Source organism: Streptomyces sp. MMCC 100 (assembly GCF_041538145.2).
In the GTDB taxonomy this organism is placed as follows: Bacteria; Actinomycetota; Actinomycetes; order Streptomycetales; family Streptomycetaceae; genus Streptomyces.
On sequence record NZ_JBGORK020000001.1, the window covers coordinates 3068932 to 3083641 of the forward strand.

Sequence of the window (14710 nt, forward strand, 5' to 3'; positions counted from 1 at the left end):
GTGTTCCTTGTGGTCGCCGAAGGCGAAATGGGGGGCGGGATGCAAGGGGGAGGGGTGCTCCTGACGTGGTCGGTGCGGGGCCGTCAGTGACTGCGGTACGCGGGCGAGGTGCGCGCTGGGTGGGCGTGCGGCGGTGCGGTGCGCTCGCGCGGGCCTGGCGCAAGCACGCTTCTTCTTCGGCGATCTACGCCTCACACACGGGCCAGGTCCTGGCCCCCGCGCAGGACGGCGCGCAGGCTGCGTCCGTAGGCCCAGGCGTGCTCACGGGCCGCCGCCTCCAGCTGGTCGTGACCGGCCTGCGCCGTCATCTGCCCCGCCCATTTGCGGTACCTGTACACGGGCACCGGAAGGAGGATTCCGGGCGCGAGCGTGGTCACGCCGAGGGCCGCGCAGTAGTCTTCGCCCTGGACCAGTCCGCCCATGGGCGCGGCGCGCACGAGGTCGGTGCGGGCGAGGATGGTGGTCGGTCCGATGGGGATGGTGTGCGCCGGCGACTTCCAGTACGTCCACACGTCACCGGCCTCGTGGCGGCCGGGCGGAGTGGGGCAGCGCCAGAGGGTGGTCGTGCCGTCGGGGTGCTGGTCCTGGCTCCATCCCGCACACCAGCCGACCCCGGTGGACTCCAGGGCATTCAGCCGTACGGACATCGCGTCATCGGTGAACTCGTCGTCATCATCGGCCCAGTTCACGTACCGGGTGCGGACTTGGGTGAGGGCGAGGTTGCGGGCACATGCGGCGCCCACCGGCCGGGGCAATACCAGCGTGCGGATGCGAGGGTCCTGCGCGAGCGGCGCCGGCAGGCGGTCGGGCGAAGCACCGTCGAGCGCGATCACTGCCTCCCACGGAACGGACTGCCGGGTGAGACTGGAGTGCATGGCGGTCAGGTAGTCCAGCCGGTCTTCGCGCAGCCGGCTGGCGATGACGACGGTGATCACGGGCGTGGTGTGTGGGGGCAGAGGAAGGCTCCGAAGAAGACGAGTCGGGGAACTAGCGGCGTGGGGCTGGGCGTTTGGGGTGGGCCATCGCCGGCACGGCGGCGGGAGCGTTCGGGGACCGCTTGCCGCCCCGTGGCGGGTGGATGAAGAAGGCGGGACGCGAGGAGGGCCAAGCGGCCGGGTGGTCGTTGAAGGCCGTGCGCGGGTCGATGCCCCAGTCCACGACCGGACCGATGTCCTCGTGCAGGAGGCTGATCACCTCGATGCCCTCCTGGTGCAGGACGCATCCCCACTGCAGGTCCTGCGCGTCGGCGGTCGCGTCGGTGACCGCCATGCGTACCGGCGGCGAGCCGTCCGCAGTGACCAGGTGGTCGAGGGTGCGGCTGGGCCAGTGTTCGCCGCCGGTCAGCGCCGCCACGAGCGAGGGCGGAGCATGGTCGAGGAGATCGGTGCCGAGCTCGTCCCAGCCGACGGCGACGTCGTCGATCAGGTGCCGGGCCATGGCCTTGACGTCGCGTCCGAACTTGTACTGGTGGGCGGCTAGGAGCAGCGGCAGGTGGTGGCTGGGTACGCCGTCGAGCTGGACGTGGATGCCGCTGTATCCCGAGCCGGTGGTGGGGCGGGCGATGAAGGAACGTATGGACAGGGGCTTCTCCGGCCCGAGCAGAGGGGGCTGGCGCCGTTCGGCGCCCGTGTGACGACGGGAAGGCGGGACCTGTGTTTACGCGCGGGCCGTCCAGGAGGGGAGCGGGGGGCCGGAGGCGTTGGTGCGGGCGCAGGTGTAGCCGATCAGCCGGGACGGCTGTGCCTTCGCGGGGACGGTGGCGGCGTCGTTGCACACGAACGTGAACGTGATGGAGGTGCGGGGCACGTCGTGGAGCCAGGCGCGGTCGTGCTTGCCCGGGTTGATCTGCAGGCCGGAGTGTGCGACGGCGTCGGTCTGGGTGTGCGTGTGAGAGAAGAGGATCAGCGCGCCGCCGTCTGTGGTCTTGAGGGCGTAGGCGTCCGTGTGAGGGTTGTCGGCTCCGTCGAAGACGCTGGTGCCCTTGTCTCCGAAGCGTGTTGCGGCATCGCTGTGGACCTTGATCTGCCGCTTGCTGGCCTTCGTCGGCGCGAACACCTTCGTCCCGGTGTTCGTGCCTCCGGTGGTGAAGTTGTCCAGGACCGCGGTGCGCAGAAGGTCGGCGTCGGCGGCCAGCTGCTTGTTGTCGTGGGCGGCGACCGCCGTCGCGTATCCCTCGCGGTCGAGGGCGATGTCGGGCAGCTTGTGGCTGTCGAGGTCGACGACGGAGACCATCTCCCAGCGTTCGTGCCGGGGCCGTTCGGTGAACACGGCCACGCGTGAGGGGGCCTTGCCCTTCTCGCTGGAGAGAGCGGCAGCGAACCATCGCGCCTGCCCGTCGGCCAGGCGCGGGATGTACAGCTTGGCGCTCGCGATGTCGTAGGACCACGGCTCGTACGGCTCGCGATCCGCCGTGGGGAGCCCTTCGGTCTCGGTGTAGTCCGATACGGACATCGCGTACAGCGGGCCGTCCTCGACCGTGTCGAGCAGCCGCCGGTTCCGCTCGGCGTTGGCCTCGTTGTTGATCTTCGAGTATCGGGCAATGGCCTTGCGGGCCTGGTCGGGACTGAGGGCGGGGTCGGGCTTCGGGGCGGTGCTGACGCTGGTGGTCGGCTTGGTGCGGGGGGTGGAGTGGTCGGTGGTGCAGCTGGTGAGGGCCAGGGTGAGACAGGCTGCGCCGGCCATCAGGCGCCGGGCGCGACGGGCGGTGAGAATGAACGACTCCAAGGAGGTGCGGACGGGGTGTGGGGTAGTGCGCCGGGCCGTTCGAGAGCGAGCCCGGACGACTGGCCTGGGCGGTGAAAGCCGGGGGCGTGGGTTCCATGACCTGGCCCCCGGGGGTTGAAGTTGCCGGGGCGCGGTGTGAACGACGGGGAGGGAGGCCGGTGTCAGCGCGTGTGCCGCGGCTTGCCCGGTGGGGGGACGGGCGGGGGAAGGGCGCGGGCTCCTGGTGGTGAGGCCGTCGGCCGTTGCGACTCCGGCTCCAGCGGGGTCAGTGTCCGCATGCGCTCCTCGGCCGAGTGCAGCACATCCGTGAGGTCGCGGATCTCGGCTGCTGCGTCGGCGAGGTCGTAGGACAGGTCGAAGCCGTCGTCTTCCTCGGCTTCCTTGGCCTTCTCTGCGGCGGCTTCGAAGAAGTCGCCGAGCGTGGCGAGCACGCCGTCGGCGGGGGCCAGGATCTGGTGCAGCAGAGCGGCGGCGTCCGCGTGCGATTCAGTTCCGTTGAGCTGGTCGGTCAGAGCGCGGATCATTTCGCCGTAGACATGGGCTGAGGTGAGGCCAGCGGAGTGCTGGGGAACCGCGGGTTCGGGCGTGGGGTGCCGTGTGCTTGCCGGAAGCGTGGGCGGGGTTTCGGTGGGCGTGCTGGAATGCGTCAGCAGTCCGAGCTGGTTGAGGCGATCATCGATCGCTTCAACCATGGGTTCGATGCTGCCGCCGTGGCGGGTTTCGGGCCGTAGAGGGGCATCTGGGTCATCGTTGGGAGCCGAGTCGTAGATGATCTCAAACAGTGCGCGATCGTCGGGATGGTTCCGGGTGACGATCCACCCCTCTGGGGTACCTGGCGGGCGGTCGGAAGGTTGCTCCTGCGGAGGGCTGATGATCAAGTAGCCGTCGTCGGGCAGTGATACGTACACGTAGTACGCGTTGAGGCCGAACTCGATGTCGCACACCAGCCCGCGCTCTCGCAGGGGTGTGGTGATGTGCGCGTGGTAACGCCACAGTTCCTGCCACCACCGCATGTTCACATTGCGGTGGTGGGGAAGGGGCGCGAGGGGGGTCGGCCGGCGGGCGTCGGGGGTGCTCGCTGCGTCAGCGGCCACGATGCCTCCTGCGGGAGGCCGACGCGCAATGCTGGTCAGGTGTCCGGCGGGCGGGGCCGGTTTCCCCACTGGGGACCGGACTGCAGGTGTGACCGTCGGTGGCCGGTAGGTCCTGTTCTCTCCGGGCAGCGGGGCGGTCGATCTGCGTCGTGGCGTTGGCGTGCTCGTCCTGGCGTGTCAGGGATGCGGTCCATTCGGCGGTGTTCCTGCGAAGGGGATGTGCCAAGAGGGCTCCGTTTGCGGGCGGGGGCGGGGTGCTGCGTGGAACGTGCTTTCCCCGGCCATGTCGCGGGATGGGGGAGGCGGAAGCGGGGTGCTACGGGGTTATGGTTCGTCGAAGGCGAGGTCGTCGAGCGGGTCCTGCCGGTAGTGGAAGACGGTCTCTTCGAGTTGGGAGAGTCGCTTGATCGAGGGATTCGCCCGGTAGGCGTCGGTGCGTTCGAGCGTGTACTGCTGCTTGTCTGCCTCTGCGGTGATGACCTGGACGCTGTTCCGGGAGGAGATGAGGGCCCATTGGGCCATGTCGGTGGGTGTGGAGTCCTTCATCCACACCCAGATGCCCTGGCCGAGCCGCATGACGCTGTGCGGGTGGTAGAAGCCGTTGTCCCTGCGGCGGCGGCGCGGGTTGCGGCGTTCGCCGAAATCCCGCGCGAGGGCCTGGGACGCCTTGTAGAGCACTGCTTCGCTCAGTCCCTGGTCCTGACGCAGGCGTTCGATCAGGGCATTCTGGAAGTCCGCGGTGTGGATGCGTCCGATGTCGTTGGTGGCCTGTTCGGCTGCTTCGAGGGCGAGCTTTCGCAGGGCCTGGTCGAAGGGGTGCTTCACGGAAGGTCACGCTCCTTCCACACCGTCGCGATTTCCTCCAGCGCGGTCGCCGCGTGCGCGATGACCGCCCGGGTCACGGCGCGTCCGGGGGGAGCGAGCTGAGGATCGTAGAGGGCGAAGGTGTCGCTGCCGCGGACCTGGGCCAAGGACGGCAGCACTTCACACAGGAGCTGCGTGGCCACCCGTCGCTGCCGCGTCTGTTCCTCCTGCCGTGCCTTGCGCTCGGCCCAGGCACCTTGCAGGGTCAGCTCGCCCTCCACCACACGGGTGGCGAGGTCGGGGTCCTCCTTGCGGAGACGGGCCAGCTGGGCCTCCGCCGAGTCGACCTGTGCCTTCTTTTCCCTGGCGGTTTCGTAGGCGCGGTCCAGTCCGAGGACGCCGCTGATCACGGAGTCGACCAGGTCGGGTGCGTGCTGCCAGACCACGTTCGCTCGTCCGACGACGGCCCTGGCGACGCCGAGCTGCGCCTCGATGTCCCGGACCGTAGGTCCCTTTTCGGGACGGGCGTCGCGTCCCCCCTCGGGACCAGCCTCTTGTCCCGAGGGGGGACCGGCTTCGTATCCCATGGTGGCCCGGGCCTTGACCGTGATCATCGCGGACTGGCCCTTGGTGAAGCTGCGGCGTTTGAGGTTGACCGACAGGCTGTAAATGTCGGATCCGGCGCCGTCGTAGGTGACGAAGTCCGCTTCGATACCGAGGCGCTCGCAGGCTGTGAGTCTGCCGCGGCCGTCGAGGACACGGCCCGAGCGGTCCAGCACGATGGGCTGGAGAAGCCCGTGGGCCTGGATGTCGTGCATGAGGACGGCCAGGTCGTCCTCGTCGAGCGGGGGGATGAGGGAGTTGGCGGGATGGGAATCGATGGTTCTTCTCCGGTAGGGAAGGCGTGGTGCCTGGTGGTTGTGGTGTGGCCGTGACGCTTTGCCGGCTGGCTCTCGGATGACTCCACAGCGGTTGTGTCGAGCGGGACCGCGGGGCGCGGGAGGGGTGGCTGTGGCGGGCCGTTCTGCCGAACGGCCCGCCAGGGCAGTTGGCGCGTCCGGTGAACGTCAGCCGCGATGGGTGCAGGGGGCGGACGGGCCCGGTCCCTGCGTCGGGTGCCGGCATCGGCTGGTCCGGTTCCCTTTTGCGGTCAGCGCCGGGGGCCTGAAGGTCCGTACTGCGGACCGGACGGTGCCGGAGGCGGACCGGACGCCCAGCGGGAGTGCTTCTGGAGCGCATCGAGATCCGGGGCCGGGTCGTAATGCGCGCGAAGGATCTTGACATCCGCTTCAGTGGCCATGGCCAGTCCGGAGGCGATGCTGCTGGCGGCGTTACGCAGCAGCCAGGGCGGAGACTCGACGTCCGCTCCCCGGTTCTGGCCGCGCCACCTTGCGGTGGCGGCCAGATGGTCGATGACCTCGTTGAGGAACGGTGCCACGGAGTCCAGCAGGGCATTGAGCACGTTGCTGAACTCGGCCGGAGACTCGGCTGCGTCCAAAGCTGCGCGGTAGGGGCTCAGGTCCGGCGTGGGGAAGGGCGCGTGCGGCAAGGGGTGCCGGGTGCGGAAGGCGGCAGCGTCGCGGTCGGCCCAGCGGCGCAGGTCGCTCCTGGTGGCGGATCGGGTGTGGTGGGCGCGGATCTGGTCGGCGGTGCGGCCGACGTTGTCGTACAGCTCGAAGTCGGGGTCGTGCAGGGGTACTCCACGTTTCGTGTCATTCTGGCGGGCGAGGCCGACGGTCGTTCTCGGGGGGTTACCTGTGGCGACCGCTGCGCTCCGGCGGTGGGGGTGCTGGGTTCTGTTGCTGGGTCATCGGGGTGAGGAAGCGGTGGAGGCCGAGGTGCTGGTCTAGTTCTGTGACCGCCTCGTGGAGGGCTTCCGATGAGCGCCGCAGGAACGCTCGGGCGTCGGCGTGGTCGACGACCATGTGGTTGGCTAGGTAGTGCTGTTCGGTCGAGTGGGTGGCCCGGGAGCGAAGCAGGGCGTGTTGCGCCGTGTCGGCGAAGTGCGGTGCGGAGTGGCTGGACAGGGAGGCTGCTGAGGCGAGACGCGTGAGGACGGCGCCGCCGACGCGGGTAGTGGCGTGCGGGCTCCGGGCGAAGTCAGTCGCCAGCCGTAGGACATCGCGGGAGAGTTCCTGTGCGTCGGCGGCGTGTTGAAGCAGCTCCGGGTAGGAGGGCGCGGTCGGCACGTGACCGTTCTCGTCCAGCAGGACCCAGTGTTGGAAGGCGTCGTGCAGTCTCTCCTTCATCGTGTTGAGGTTGCCGATGAGGCGGATGGTGTCGTTGCGCGGTATGAGTTCGCGCTGGATGTCGTGAGACATGAGCCCTTGCGTGCAGATCCGTCGGTTCACTGTTCGAGGGTTCTCAACGGCCTCGCGTTGGCTGTGTCTTGAGTTTCGCCACAGGAGATACGGCGGCATGGCGTATTTGTGGCTCGTCAAGTTGCTGGTACACGTGGATTGCCAGGGTCAGATGCTCGATGGCGTCGGCTCTGCGTGCTGCCAGGATGTCGATCTGCATTCCGCTGTTCTGCAGGATGCCGAGGGAATTGATCTGCCCCTTTCCCGTGGCGACCCGGGTGAGGGTGTCGGCGGAGTGCATTGCCTGGGTGACGAGTTGTTGGTGCAGGTCGTCGAGGCGGTGTGCGAGCGTGGCAACCCACTGCGCCAGGGCGTCATGGGGGCTCCCTGACGCGCACGCCTGTACGAGGCGCCGGGGAGTTGCACCAAGTTTCTGCGACACCATGGTCGAGCCGAGTAGACTTGATGGATCTGGCACTTCTATTTCTCTCCGAACCTTGTTTTCAGTGCATGCGGGCGTCGGTGTCGAAGAGCGCCAGCTCATGGCTGTGCAGCAGGTGCTGCACGATGAAGGATCGTCCTGCGACTTTCCACAATCCTCTGCCGCGGTTGAGGTGGGCGATGGCGTCCATTTCGACGGAGGTCAGGCCGAGCAGAGAGGCCGCGGCGTGGAGCTGGTCGGTCTCCTGGCGGTAGATGATCCGGGTGGAGCAGTCGGCGAGGAGGCCCTCGGCCAGAGCCCGGCCCTGTGATCCGGCGTCGCCGGCGGTGAGCAGGTCGGACAGCCGGTGGATGACCATGAGGTTGGCGATGCCGAGGCCGCGGGACAGTTTCCACTGGGCCTGCATGCGCTGCAGCAGACCGACGTGCCGCATCAGCCGCCATGCCTCGTCGTAGACGATCCAGCGTCGGCCGCCCGTCGGGTCGGAGAGGGCGGATTCCATCCAGGCTGAGGCGCAGGTCATGGCGAGGACGAGGGCGGTGTCGTCGCCGGAGCCGCCGAGCCGGGACAGGTCGATGGTGAGGATCGGCGCGGCGGGGTCGAAGGTGACGGTGGAGGGGGCGTCGAACATGCCGCCGAGGTCGCCGTGGACCAGGCGGCGCATGGCGTGGGCGAGGTCGCGGGCGGCGTCGCCGAGCCGACCGGCCATCGTCCCGGCGGCCTCGTCGAGCTGGGCGGGGTTGTTGAGGGTGGCGGCGATGTCGCCGAGGAGCGGGGTGCGGCCGGTGGCGGTGGCGCGGGTGACGGTGGCGTCGAGGGCCACGTCGAGTGCGGTGTGCTCCATGGGGAGCAGGTCCCTGCCCAGGACGGTCCGGGCCAGGGAACCGAGCAGCAGCAGGCGGCGCTTGCGGATCTCGCCGGCCCAGTCCGCGGCCGGGACGCTCGCGGGCTGCGGGGCCGCGTCCAGCGGGTTGAGGCGGCCGGGCAGGCCGGGCCCGAGAGCCACGGACACGCCGCCCAGCGCTCGTGCGACGGGAGTCCACTCGCCCTTGGGGTCGCACGGCACGTAGACGCGGTAGCCGAAGGCCACGCTGCGCAGGGCGAGGCTCTTGGCCAGGGCGCTCTTGCCCTGGCCGATCACACCGGCCAGCAGGACGTTGGGGTTGGTGAACCCGTCGACTTTCCCGTACAGGGCGAAGGGGTCGAAGACGAAGGATGCTTCGGCGTGGAGGTCGCGGCCGATGTAGATGCCCTCGGCGCCGAGTCCGCCTTCGGCGAGGAAGGGGTATGCGCCTGCGGCGACGGCTGTGGTCATGCGGTGGGCGGGCAGGGTGAGCCTGCTTCCGCGGGCTGAGGCGGCACCGGGCCGCCCGCCGGCTGGGTACAGCGGCGCCGTTACCTCCTGCTCTGCTGGGGCGGGTCCTGCCGGGTGCCGGGTGGCTTCGGAACGGGCTTTCGCGGTGGCCTCGGCGAGCCGGCGGCGGGCTGCTCTGCGGCCGGCCCGGTCGGCGTGGTGAGGAGTGAACAGCGGGCTGGCGGAAGCACGGCGGGCGCGGCGTTCGGGCCGATGGTTCATCCGGGCGTCTCGATTCGGCGGGCGGTGCTCATCGCTCGCGTGCGGTGGTGCGGGGGCGGTTCAGGTCGGTGGGGGTGGTCTTGCGGCGGACCGTGTGACCGGCGGCCAGGTGCCGCTGGCAGATGGTGAGGACCGGCGGTCCTTCGGGCAGCTGCTCGGGCCGGCACTCGGTGGAATCCGTCAACTCGGTCGGCAGGAGGTGGAAGGCCGAGTGCACTTCGGCACTGGCCTGCCACAGCCGGGTATGGGCGGTAGCGAGGTGCCTGCCTGCGCCGGGGTGCGCAGGGCGTGCCGCCTCCGCGAGCCGGTCGAGGAGCCGGTGCAGATCGGTGACGTGGGCGTGGAGTACGTCGAGATGGGCGCGGTCCACCGGCTGCTCCAGCACGGAGCGGTCGAGGGCACGGGTGTGGTGACGGACTCCGGCCGTGGCGGCGCGCAGGTAGGGGTGCGTGGTGGGTGCGCGGTTGGTTGTCACGAAAGTCCTTGCGTGAAGGGAGGGTTGAGCGACGTCGAAGGTGAGGGGCGGGCCCCGGTGCCGAGTCCGTTCCCCTGGGGGTTACAGGGCGGTGCGGGCGAGGGGGAGGGCGGCGAGGGTGAACGCGCTGGGTTGCTGGTAGGTGAGGCGGCGCAGGTCGACGCCGGCGGTGACGGAGGCGGTTTCGATCTGTGCGCAGGCGGCGTCGAGGAGGGCGTCGGTGTCGGCGCTGACGGTGACCAGGCCGGTCAGGGCGACATCGGCGTGGCCGGCGATGAGCTGGCGTTCGCGGGTTTTGACGTCGGCGTATTCGACGGAGTCTTCCTCGGAGTCGACTTGTCCGCGGCGGGCGCGTTCGTTGGCGTCGGCGATGATCGCGGCCTTCTTGCGCTGGACGTCGCGGAGCGCGGACTCGAGTCCTTGGGGCACGTAGATCATGGAGAGGCTGCGGCGGACGCCAGCGGTGAACATCAGGCCGTGCAGGAACCCGGCGTGTGATTCCGTCCGGGGCCAGTTCTCCACCCAGTAGGTGGCGTGGCGGGCGGTGTCGGTGGCGAGACGGTCGTATTCCTCGACCTGGACGACGGGCCCGGCGGCGGCGGGGTCGGCTTCGGCCCGGCCGGTGTCGGACCACTGCTGCAGGGCGGCCAGGGCGCCGGGGTCGTAGGCGGTGCGGATGACGGCGGCGATCTCCCGCGCGGACAGCCAGCCGGTGACCATCAGGCCGGCGTTGCGGGCGGCCTGGGCGATGGAGGAGGTGGTCTGCTCCAGGACGGTGAACGCGCCGGGCAGGCCGCCGCCCGCCTGCGAGATGAGCCGCCTGGCGGCCTTCAGATCCAGGGAGATGGCGAGGTAGGTCTCGTGCGGGGCGGCGGCCGGGCCGGCGGAGGCGACCAGCTCTTCGTAGACCCGTCCGGCGACCGGGGTGTCGGGCCGGCCGTGCTGCGTCCAGTGGCGGGTGAGGGTGTCGCCGGAGTCGGGCACGGTGCGCTCCAGGACCTGCACGGTGGCGACGTGCCCGGCGCGGGCGATGCCGGCCAGCGCACGGCCCCAGCCCTTGACGTGGGCGTTCTGGGTGGACGGGTCCAGCAGGGCGAACGCCCGGGAGGTGACGCGGGCGACGGCGGTCAGGGTCTGATGGTGCGGGTCGTGGACGGCCGCGGCGCCGTTGGCGGAGTCGCCGGGGGTGACGACCTTCAGTGAGGCGGCGGTTCCGGGCAGGTGCAGGATGCCGTCCTGCCGGGGCCGGGTGACCGGCCGGGCCAGCCAGAGCAACTGTCCGGTACGGGCACGGATCGCGTAGCGGGTGACGATGGGGGCCCAGTCGATCAGGGACCGGCCGTGGCGGCGGACCACCACCAGGACGGCGACGGCCGCCCACAGCGGGGTCAGCGCCAGAGCACCGAGCAGGCCGGTGAGGACCACGGTCACCAGGAGCAGTCCCAGTGCGGCGGAGACGAGGATGAGTTGGGCCAGGGAGAGGCCGAGGAGGATGCCGCGGCGTGAGCGGTGCGGGAATTTCACCGTGACCGGGGCGAGGGAGAGATCAGACAAGGGAGAGGCTGGTCCAGAGGGCGCGGGCGGGGCCCGGGGGCGGGAGCGAGGTCAGGCCTCCCGCCCCCGGGCATGGACAGGCCGGTCAGGCGTCGGCCGGAGGCGGCGGCGCGGAGGGCGTGCGGTGTTCGGCGCCGGCCTGCGGGCTGGGGGGCGGTGCGGCGCCCTGCGGCGGAGGCGTGGTGGTCGGAGGCGTGGAATTCCACCCACCGGCGCGACTGGGTACCGGAGGAGATCCGGGCCCGGACCCGCCGCCCGGACCGCCAGCCGGGCTGCCGCCGACCTGGCCGCTGGTGTCGTCGGCGACACTGGTCGGAGCCGGCTGCACCACCTTCTTCAGACCGGCCATGGGGGAGCCCGTGCCGGACGATTCGCCGCCCGCGCTCCCCTCTGCCGACCCCTCCGCGCCGGCCGTCCCCGAGGCGATGTCGCCGGGGAATCCGCCGCCCCCGGGGACGGCATCGGGGCCCTGCGGGGCAGCAGCCATTCCCGCGCCGGCGCCGGCCGCCGCACCGCCGGTCGAGGCGGTGGCGGCCATGGCGGCAGCCTTCTTCCCGGTACGCTCGGCGTGCTGCTTGGCGAGCTGAGCGCCGGCACCGCCGGCCCGGTGCAGCGTCTCACCGTCCGAGCCGTCGGCGGCCCAGTGCACGAACTTGAACGTCGCGTACGGGCAGAGCATCACCAGCACCATGATCACCATGCCGGAGAGGACATCGGCGAGTGCGGCCAGCCCGTCCTGGGCCTCGGTCTTGCCCATCGCGGCGACACCGAGAACGAAGATGATCGTCATCAGCAATTTGGAGACGACGAGGGTGGCGGTGGCCTCGATCCAGCCCTTGCGCCAGCGGCGGGCCACCTCCCAGCCGCCCCCTGCCCCGGCGAACACCGCCAGCGTGACCAGGACCAGGATGCCGACCTTGCGGACCATCATCACGCACCAGTACAGGACGGCGCCGATGGTGGCGCCGAGGGCGGCGAAGACCGCGACGAGCCAGCCCAGTCCGGCGAGTCCGGGAATCTGGCCGACCTTGACCATGCGGCGCACCGCCGAGGCGATATCGGTGTTCGCGGCTTTGAACAGGCCGTCGGACAGGGCGTCGACGACTTCGATCGCCACCGTGGTCAGAGCGATCGCGGCGACCGCGAAGATCACCCCGGACGCTGTCCCGGTGAACGCCTGGGTGAGGGCCTGTCCGTCGCGGCGGATCGCCGCGCGCACGAGCTGGGCGCAGAACGTCGCCACCAGCACGACCAGCCCGATGGGCAGGATCGTCTCGTAATTGTCGCGGAACCAGCCCGCGTTGAGGTCGACACGCGTGGTGACATCGACCGCCTCGGCGGCGAGGTCGGCCGCGGCGGCGGCCAGCTCACCGGCACTCTTCGCCATCCAGTCGCCGATGGCTCTGCCAGGGTTGGAGGCGAAGTCGACGGCCTCACCCACCGCGCAGACCTTGTCCGCGAGGGGGAGATCACAAAACCCCATGGGGGACTCCTTTCGGTCAGGGCGCGACGCGCGGGGCGACGGCGACGAGCGAGCAGTCGGCCGACGGATGGCACTGCACGGCGAGGGTGAGGGAACGGTCTTCGGCCCCGCCTCCGCCCTTGGCCCAGGCGATGGTCTGCTTGCCGGTGACGGTCACGGCGTAGATGTACGCCTCGGTGATCGCGGCAGGGTCCTCGGCCAGGGCCTGCTTGAACGCGGCCGGATAGTGGCCTTCGGCGACGTGGGCGGTGGCGTGCTGCTGCTGGTCGGCCATCCGCGACCACAGCGTCGGGTCGGGCATCTGCGCGGAGATGGACGCCCAGTCGCTGTACTGGCCCTCCCTCGTCATCCACGCCTTCATGCCGGCAAGCTGCTGCTCACGGCTGGTGTCGCGGGTGTCGTAGGACCACAGCATCGCGGCTGCGGCCTTGGCAAAGGCCAGAGGATCGGAGAGCCGTGGAGGCCGGGGCACCGATCCGGCCCCCGGAGTCGACTCGGCGGGAGCCGGGTTGGCCGGCATCGAGCTGGACGGTGCTGACGACTCGTGTTGACCGGCAGGCCCGGTCTGCCGCGTGTGGTGACCGGTGACGTAGGCGGTGACGCCCGCGAGGGCGAGCAGCGCGGCGAGGACGGCGGCGATCACGAGCATGCGGCGGTTGGCCGACCAGCCGATCCCGAACGCCGACAGGGAGAAGCGGTTCTTCACTGGACCTGCGATCCCAGGGCCGAGAAGAACGCGACGATGCCGTTGGCGGCACCGAGGCCGAGGGCGGCGCCGGCGGCGACGGTCGCCCCCTTCTTCCCGTTCGCTTCGGCCTGGTGGCCACCGGTGTGGTGGCCCCAGGCCCACACCGCCAGGCTGACGGCGAGGGCGCCGACCACCGCGATGATGCCGAACAGGTTGATGGAGTTGACGACGTTCTTCAGGACGGCGAGTCCGGGCAGGCCGCCGCCCTTCGGGGAGATCCCGGGATCGAAAGCGAGATAGAGACGGTCGGCGAGTGGAGTCATGGGCGGGGCAGGGGCTCCTTGCGTGAGCAGGCCAGGGAGGGCCGAAACAGGGGGGAAGGGGAGGAGAGGACGGCGCTGGAGGCGGCGCTAGATGACCCGGCGCACGGCGAGGACGTCCCAGTCCTTGAGCGGCGTGATGCGCACGGGCTTGCCCGTGCGGGGGGCCTCGATGACCAGGCCCTCGCCCAGGTACATGCCGACATGCTCGGGACGCGCGGCGGTGCCGCGGCTGAAGATCAGATCGCCGGGCTGCATGGCCTTCACGGAGACGGCCTTGCCCTCGCCGACCTGTGTGTACGTGGTGCGGGTGAGCGGGACGCCGGCCTTGGCGTACGCCTGCTGCATCAGGGAGCTGCAGTCGCAGCGGCCCATCGGGTCGCGGCCATGGGGTGCGGTGCACGTGCCGCCCCACTGGTACATCGTGCCGAGCTGGTGCATCGCCCAGACGATCGCCGTGCGGGCGCGCGGGTCGGCGTCCTTGGGGATCTCGTATCCCTTCGGGACGGTGCCTTCGGGGATCTTCCCGAAGGACGAGCCGTCTGCCGTCGTGCAGCCGGACACCGGGGGAGCGTTGCCGGTGCTCTGCTCGGGGTCGTCTCCCGTAGTGGGGAAGGTGGCGGCGATGGCCTTTTGCAGGGCGGTGGCCAGCGGCTCCCACTGGGCGTAGGCGTCCGGGTAGCCGGAGCGCTGCACGGCCTGGGCGGCCTGGGCCACGGTCATCTGCTGCCAGCCGTTCACCTGCACCAGCGCCTCGTAGAAGCGTGTGGAGGCGTGGATGGGGTCGCGGATCTGGTCGGCGGTTCCCCAGCCCTGGCTGGGGCGTTGCTGGAACAGGCCCAGCGAGTCGCGGTCGCCGTAGGCCAGGTTGCGCAGCCTGGATTCCTGCAGGGCGGTGGCGAGGGCGACGACCTGTCCGCGCTCGGGCACCTGGAGGCTGATCCCGGTGGCGACGATGGTTTGGGCGTTCGGTATCTGTTCACCGGGCAGGTCCAGGCCCTCGATCCGGATGTCCGAGGCGTCCGCGCCGTTGAGGATCTCGGTGATCTGCTCGGTGACCTTGCTGGTGTCCAGGTCGGGCAGGCACTGGAACAACGCGCTGCTCTGGGCGGCGGCTTCGCTGGAGGTGGCCATCATCATGGCCGCGCCGCCGAGGAGGAACGGGGAGAGGACGACGACGCCGATGCCGGCGGCGAGCGCCTTCAACCGGCCTGGCCCCCGCGCTCAGCAGGACGGACAGACGGGGGCGG

The 14710-nt window shown here is 70.5% G+C and carries 16 protein-coding genes; 1 reads left to right on the top strand and 15 read right to left on the bottom strand.

Going from position 1 to position 14710, the window contains the following annotated elements; genetic code table 11:
* Positions 1 to 191: 191 nt before the first annotated feature.
* The 8 genes from ABS735_RS14135 to ABS735_RS14170 form a co-directional block, all read right to left on the bottom strand.
* On the bottom strand, positions 192 to 935 hold the full coding sequence (locus ABS735_RS14135; RefSeq protein WP_016325404.1) for a glycosyltransferase family 2 protein: 744 nt from the start codon (positions 933 to 935) through the stop codon (positions 192 to 194).
* 52 nt (positions 936 to 987) lie between these two features.
* Positions 988 to 1437 carry a hypothetical protein gene (locus ABS735_RS14140; protein ID WP_016325403.1) on the bottom strand — a complete coding sequence of 150 codons (450 nt, stop codon included), beginning with the start codon at positions 1435 to 1437 and terminating at the stop codon, positions 988 to 990.
* Positions 1438 to 1656: 219 nt separating this feature from the next.
* Entirely contained in the window at positions 1657 to 2724 is a 1068-nt protein-coding gene (locus ABS735_RS14145; RefSeq protein ID WP_016325402.1) for a DUF8094 domain-containing protein, read from the bottom strand.
* A gap of 161 nt (positions 2725 to 2885) precedes the next feature.
* A complete protein-coding gene (locus tag ABS735_RS14150) occupies positions 2886 to 3818 on the bottom strand; it encodes a hypothetical protein (protein WP_016325401.1) in 933 nt (310 codons plus the stop codon).
* A gap of 324 nt (positions 3819 to 4142) precedes the next feature.
* Positions 4143 to 4643 (bottom strand): hypothetical protein, encoded by a 501-nt coding sequence (locus ABS735_RS14155; protein WP_016325400.1) that lies wholly within the window; start codon positions 4641 to 4643, stop codon positions 4143 to 4145.
* Positions 4640 to 5440, bottom strand: coding sequence for a ParB N-terminal domain-containing protein (locus tag ABS735_RS14160; RefSeq protein ID WP_016325399.1), 801 nt, complete (start codon positions 5438 to 5440; stop codon positions 4640 to 4642). Before ABS735_RS14160 ends, ABS735_RS14155 begins: the two co-directional genes overlap by 4 nt.
* A gap of 332 nt (positions 5441 to 5772) precedes the next feature.
* Positions 5773 to 6120 (bottom strand): hypothetical protein, encoded by a 348-nt coding sequence (locus ABS735_RS14165; protein ID WP_051248900.1) that lies wholly within the window; start codon positions 6118 to 6120, stop codon positions 5773 to 5775.
* Positions 6121 to 6373: 253 nt separating this feature from the next.
* A complete protein-coding gene (locus ABS735_RS14170) occupies positions 6374 to 6943 on the bottom strand; it encodes a hypothetical protein (protein WP_186009681.1) in 570 nt (189 codons plus the stop codon).
* Between the two features lie 97 nt (positions 6944 to 7040).
* Here ABS735_RS14170 and ABS735_RS14175 point away from each other — a divergent pair, with 97 nt between their 5' ends.
* Positions 7041 to 7313, top strand: a complete 273-nt coding sequence (locus tag ABS735_RS14175; RefSeq protein WP_046247819.1) for a hypothetical protein — start codon at positions 7041 to 7043, stop codon at positions 7311 to 7313.
* A 112-nt stretch (positions 7314 to 7425) separates the two neighbouring features.
* On the opposite strand, the gene ABS735_RS14180 is transcribed toward ABS735_RS14175, so the two are convergent.
* From ABS735_RS14180 to ABS735_RS14210, 7 genes are all read right to left on the bottom strand, one after another.
* On the bottom strand, positions 7426 to 8940 hold the full coding sequence (locus tag ABS735_RS14180) for a VirB4 family type IV secretion system protein (RefSeq protein WP_016325395.1): 1515 nt from the start codon (positions 8938 to 8940) through the stop codon (positions 7426 to 7428).
* A 28-nt stretch (positions 8941 to 8968) separates the two neighbouring features.
* Positions 8969 to 9415: a DUF6238 family protein gene (locus ABS735_RS14185; RefSeq protein WP_016325394.1), complete on the bottom strand. Its 447-nt coding sequence runs from the start codon at positions 9413 to 9415 to the stop codon at positions 8969 to 8971.
* Between the two features lie 81 nt (positions 9416 to 9496).
* A complete protein-coding gene (locus ABS735_RS14190) occupies positions 9497 to 10969 on the bottom strand; it encodes an SCO6880 family protein (protein WP_016325393.1) in 1473 nt (490 codons plus the stop codon).
* 85 nt (positions 10970 to 11054) lie between these two features.
* Positions 11055 to 12452: an SCO6881 family protein gene (locus ABS735_RS14195; RefSeq protein WP_016325392.1), complete on the bottom strand. Its 1398-nt coding sequence runs from the start codon at positions 12450 to 12452 to the stop codon at positions 11055 to 11057.
* Positions 12453 to 12468: 16 nt separating this feature from the next.
* The gene (locus ABS735_RS14200; RefSeq protein WP_016325391.1) at positions 12469 to 13158 is read right to left on the bottom strand and encodes a hypothetical protein; all 690 of its coding nucleotides are present in this window, start codon (positions 13156 to 13158) and stop codon (positions 12469 to 12471) included.
* Positions 13155 to 13463: a DUF6112 family protein gene (locus ABS735_RS14205; RefSeq protein WP_016325390.1), complete on the bottom strand. Its 309-nt coding sequence runs from the start codon at positions 13461 to 13463 to the stop codon at positions 13155 to 13157. Before ABS735_RS14205 ends, ABS735_RS14200 begins: the two co-directional genes overlap by 4 nt.
* Positions 13464 to 13550: 87 nt before the next feature.
* On the bottom strand, positions 13551 to 14666 hold the full coding sequence (locus ABS735_RS14210) for a C40 family peptidase (protein WP_016325389.1): 1116 nt from the start codon (positions 14664 to 14666) through the stop codon (positions 13551 to 13553).
* Positions 14667 to 14710 lie beyond the last annotated feature (44 nt).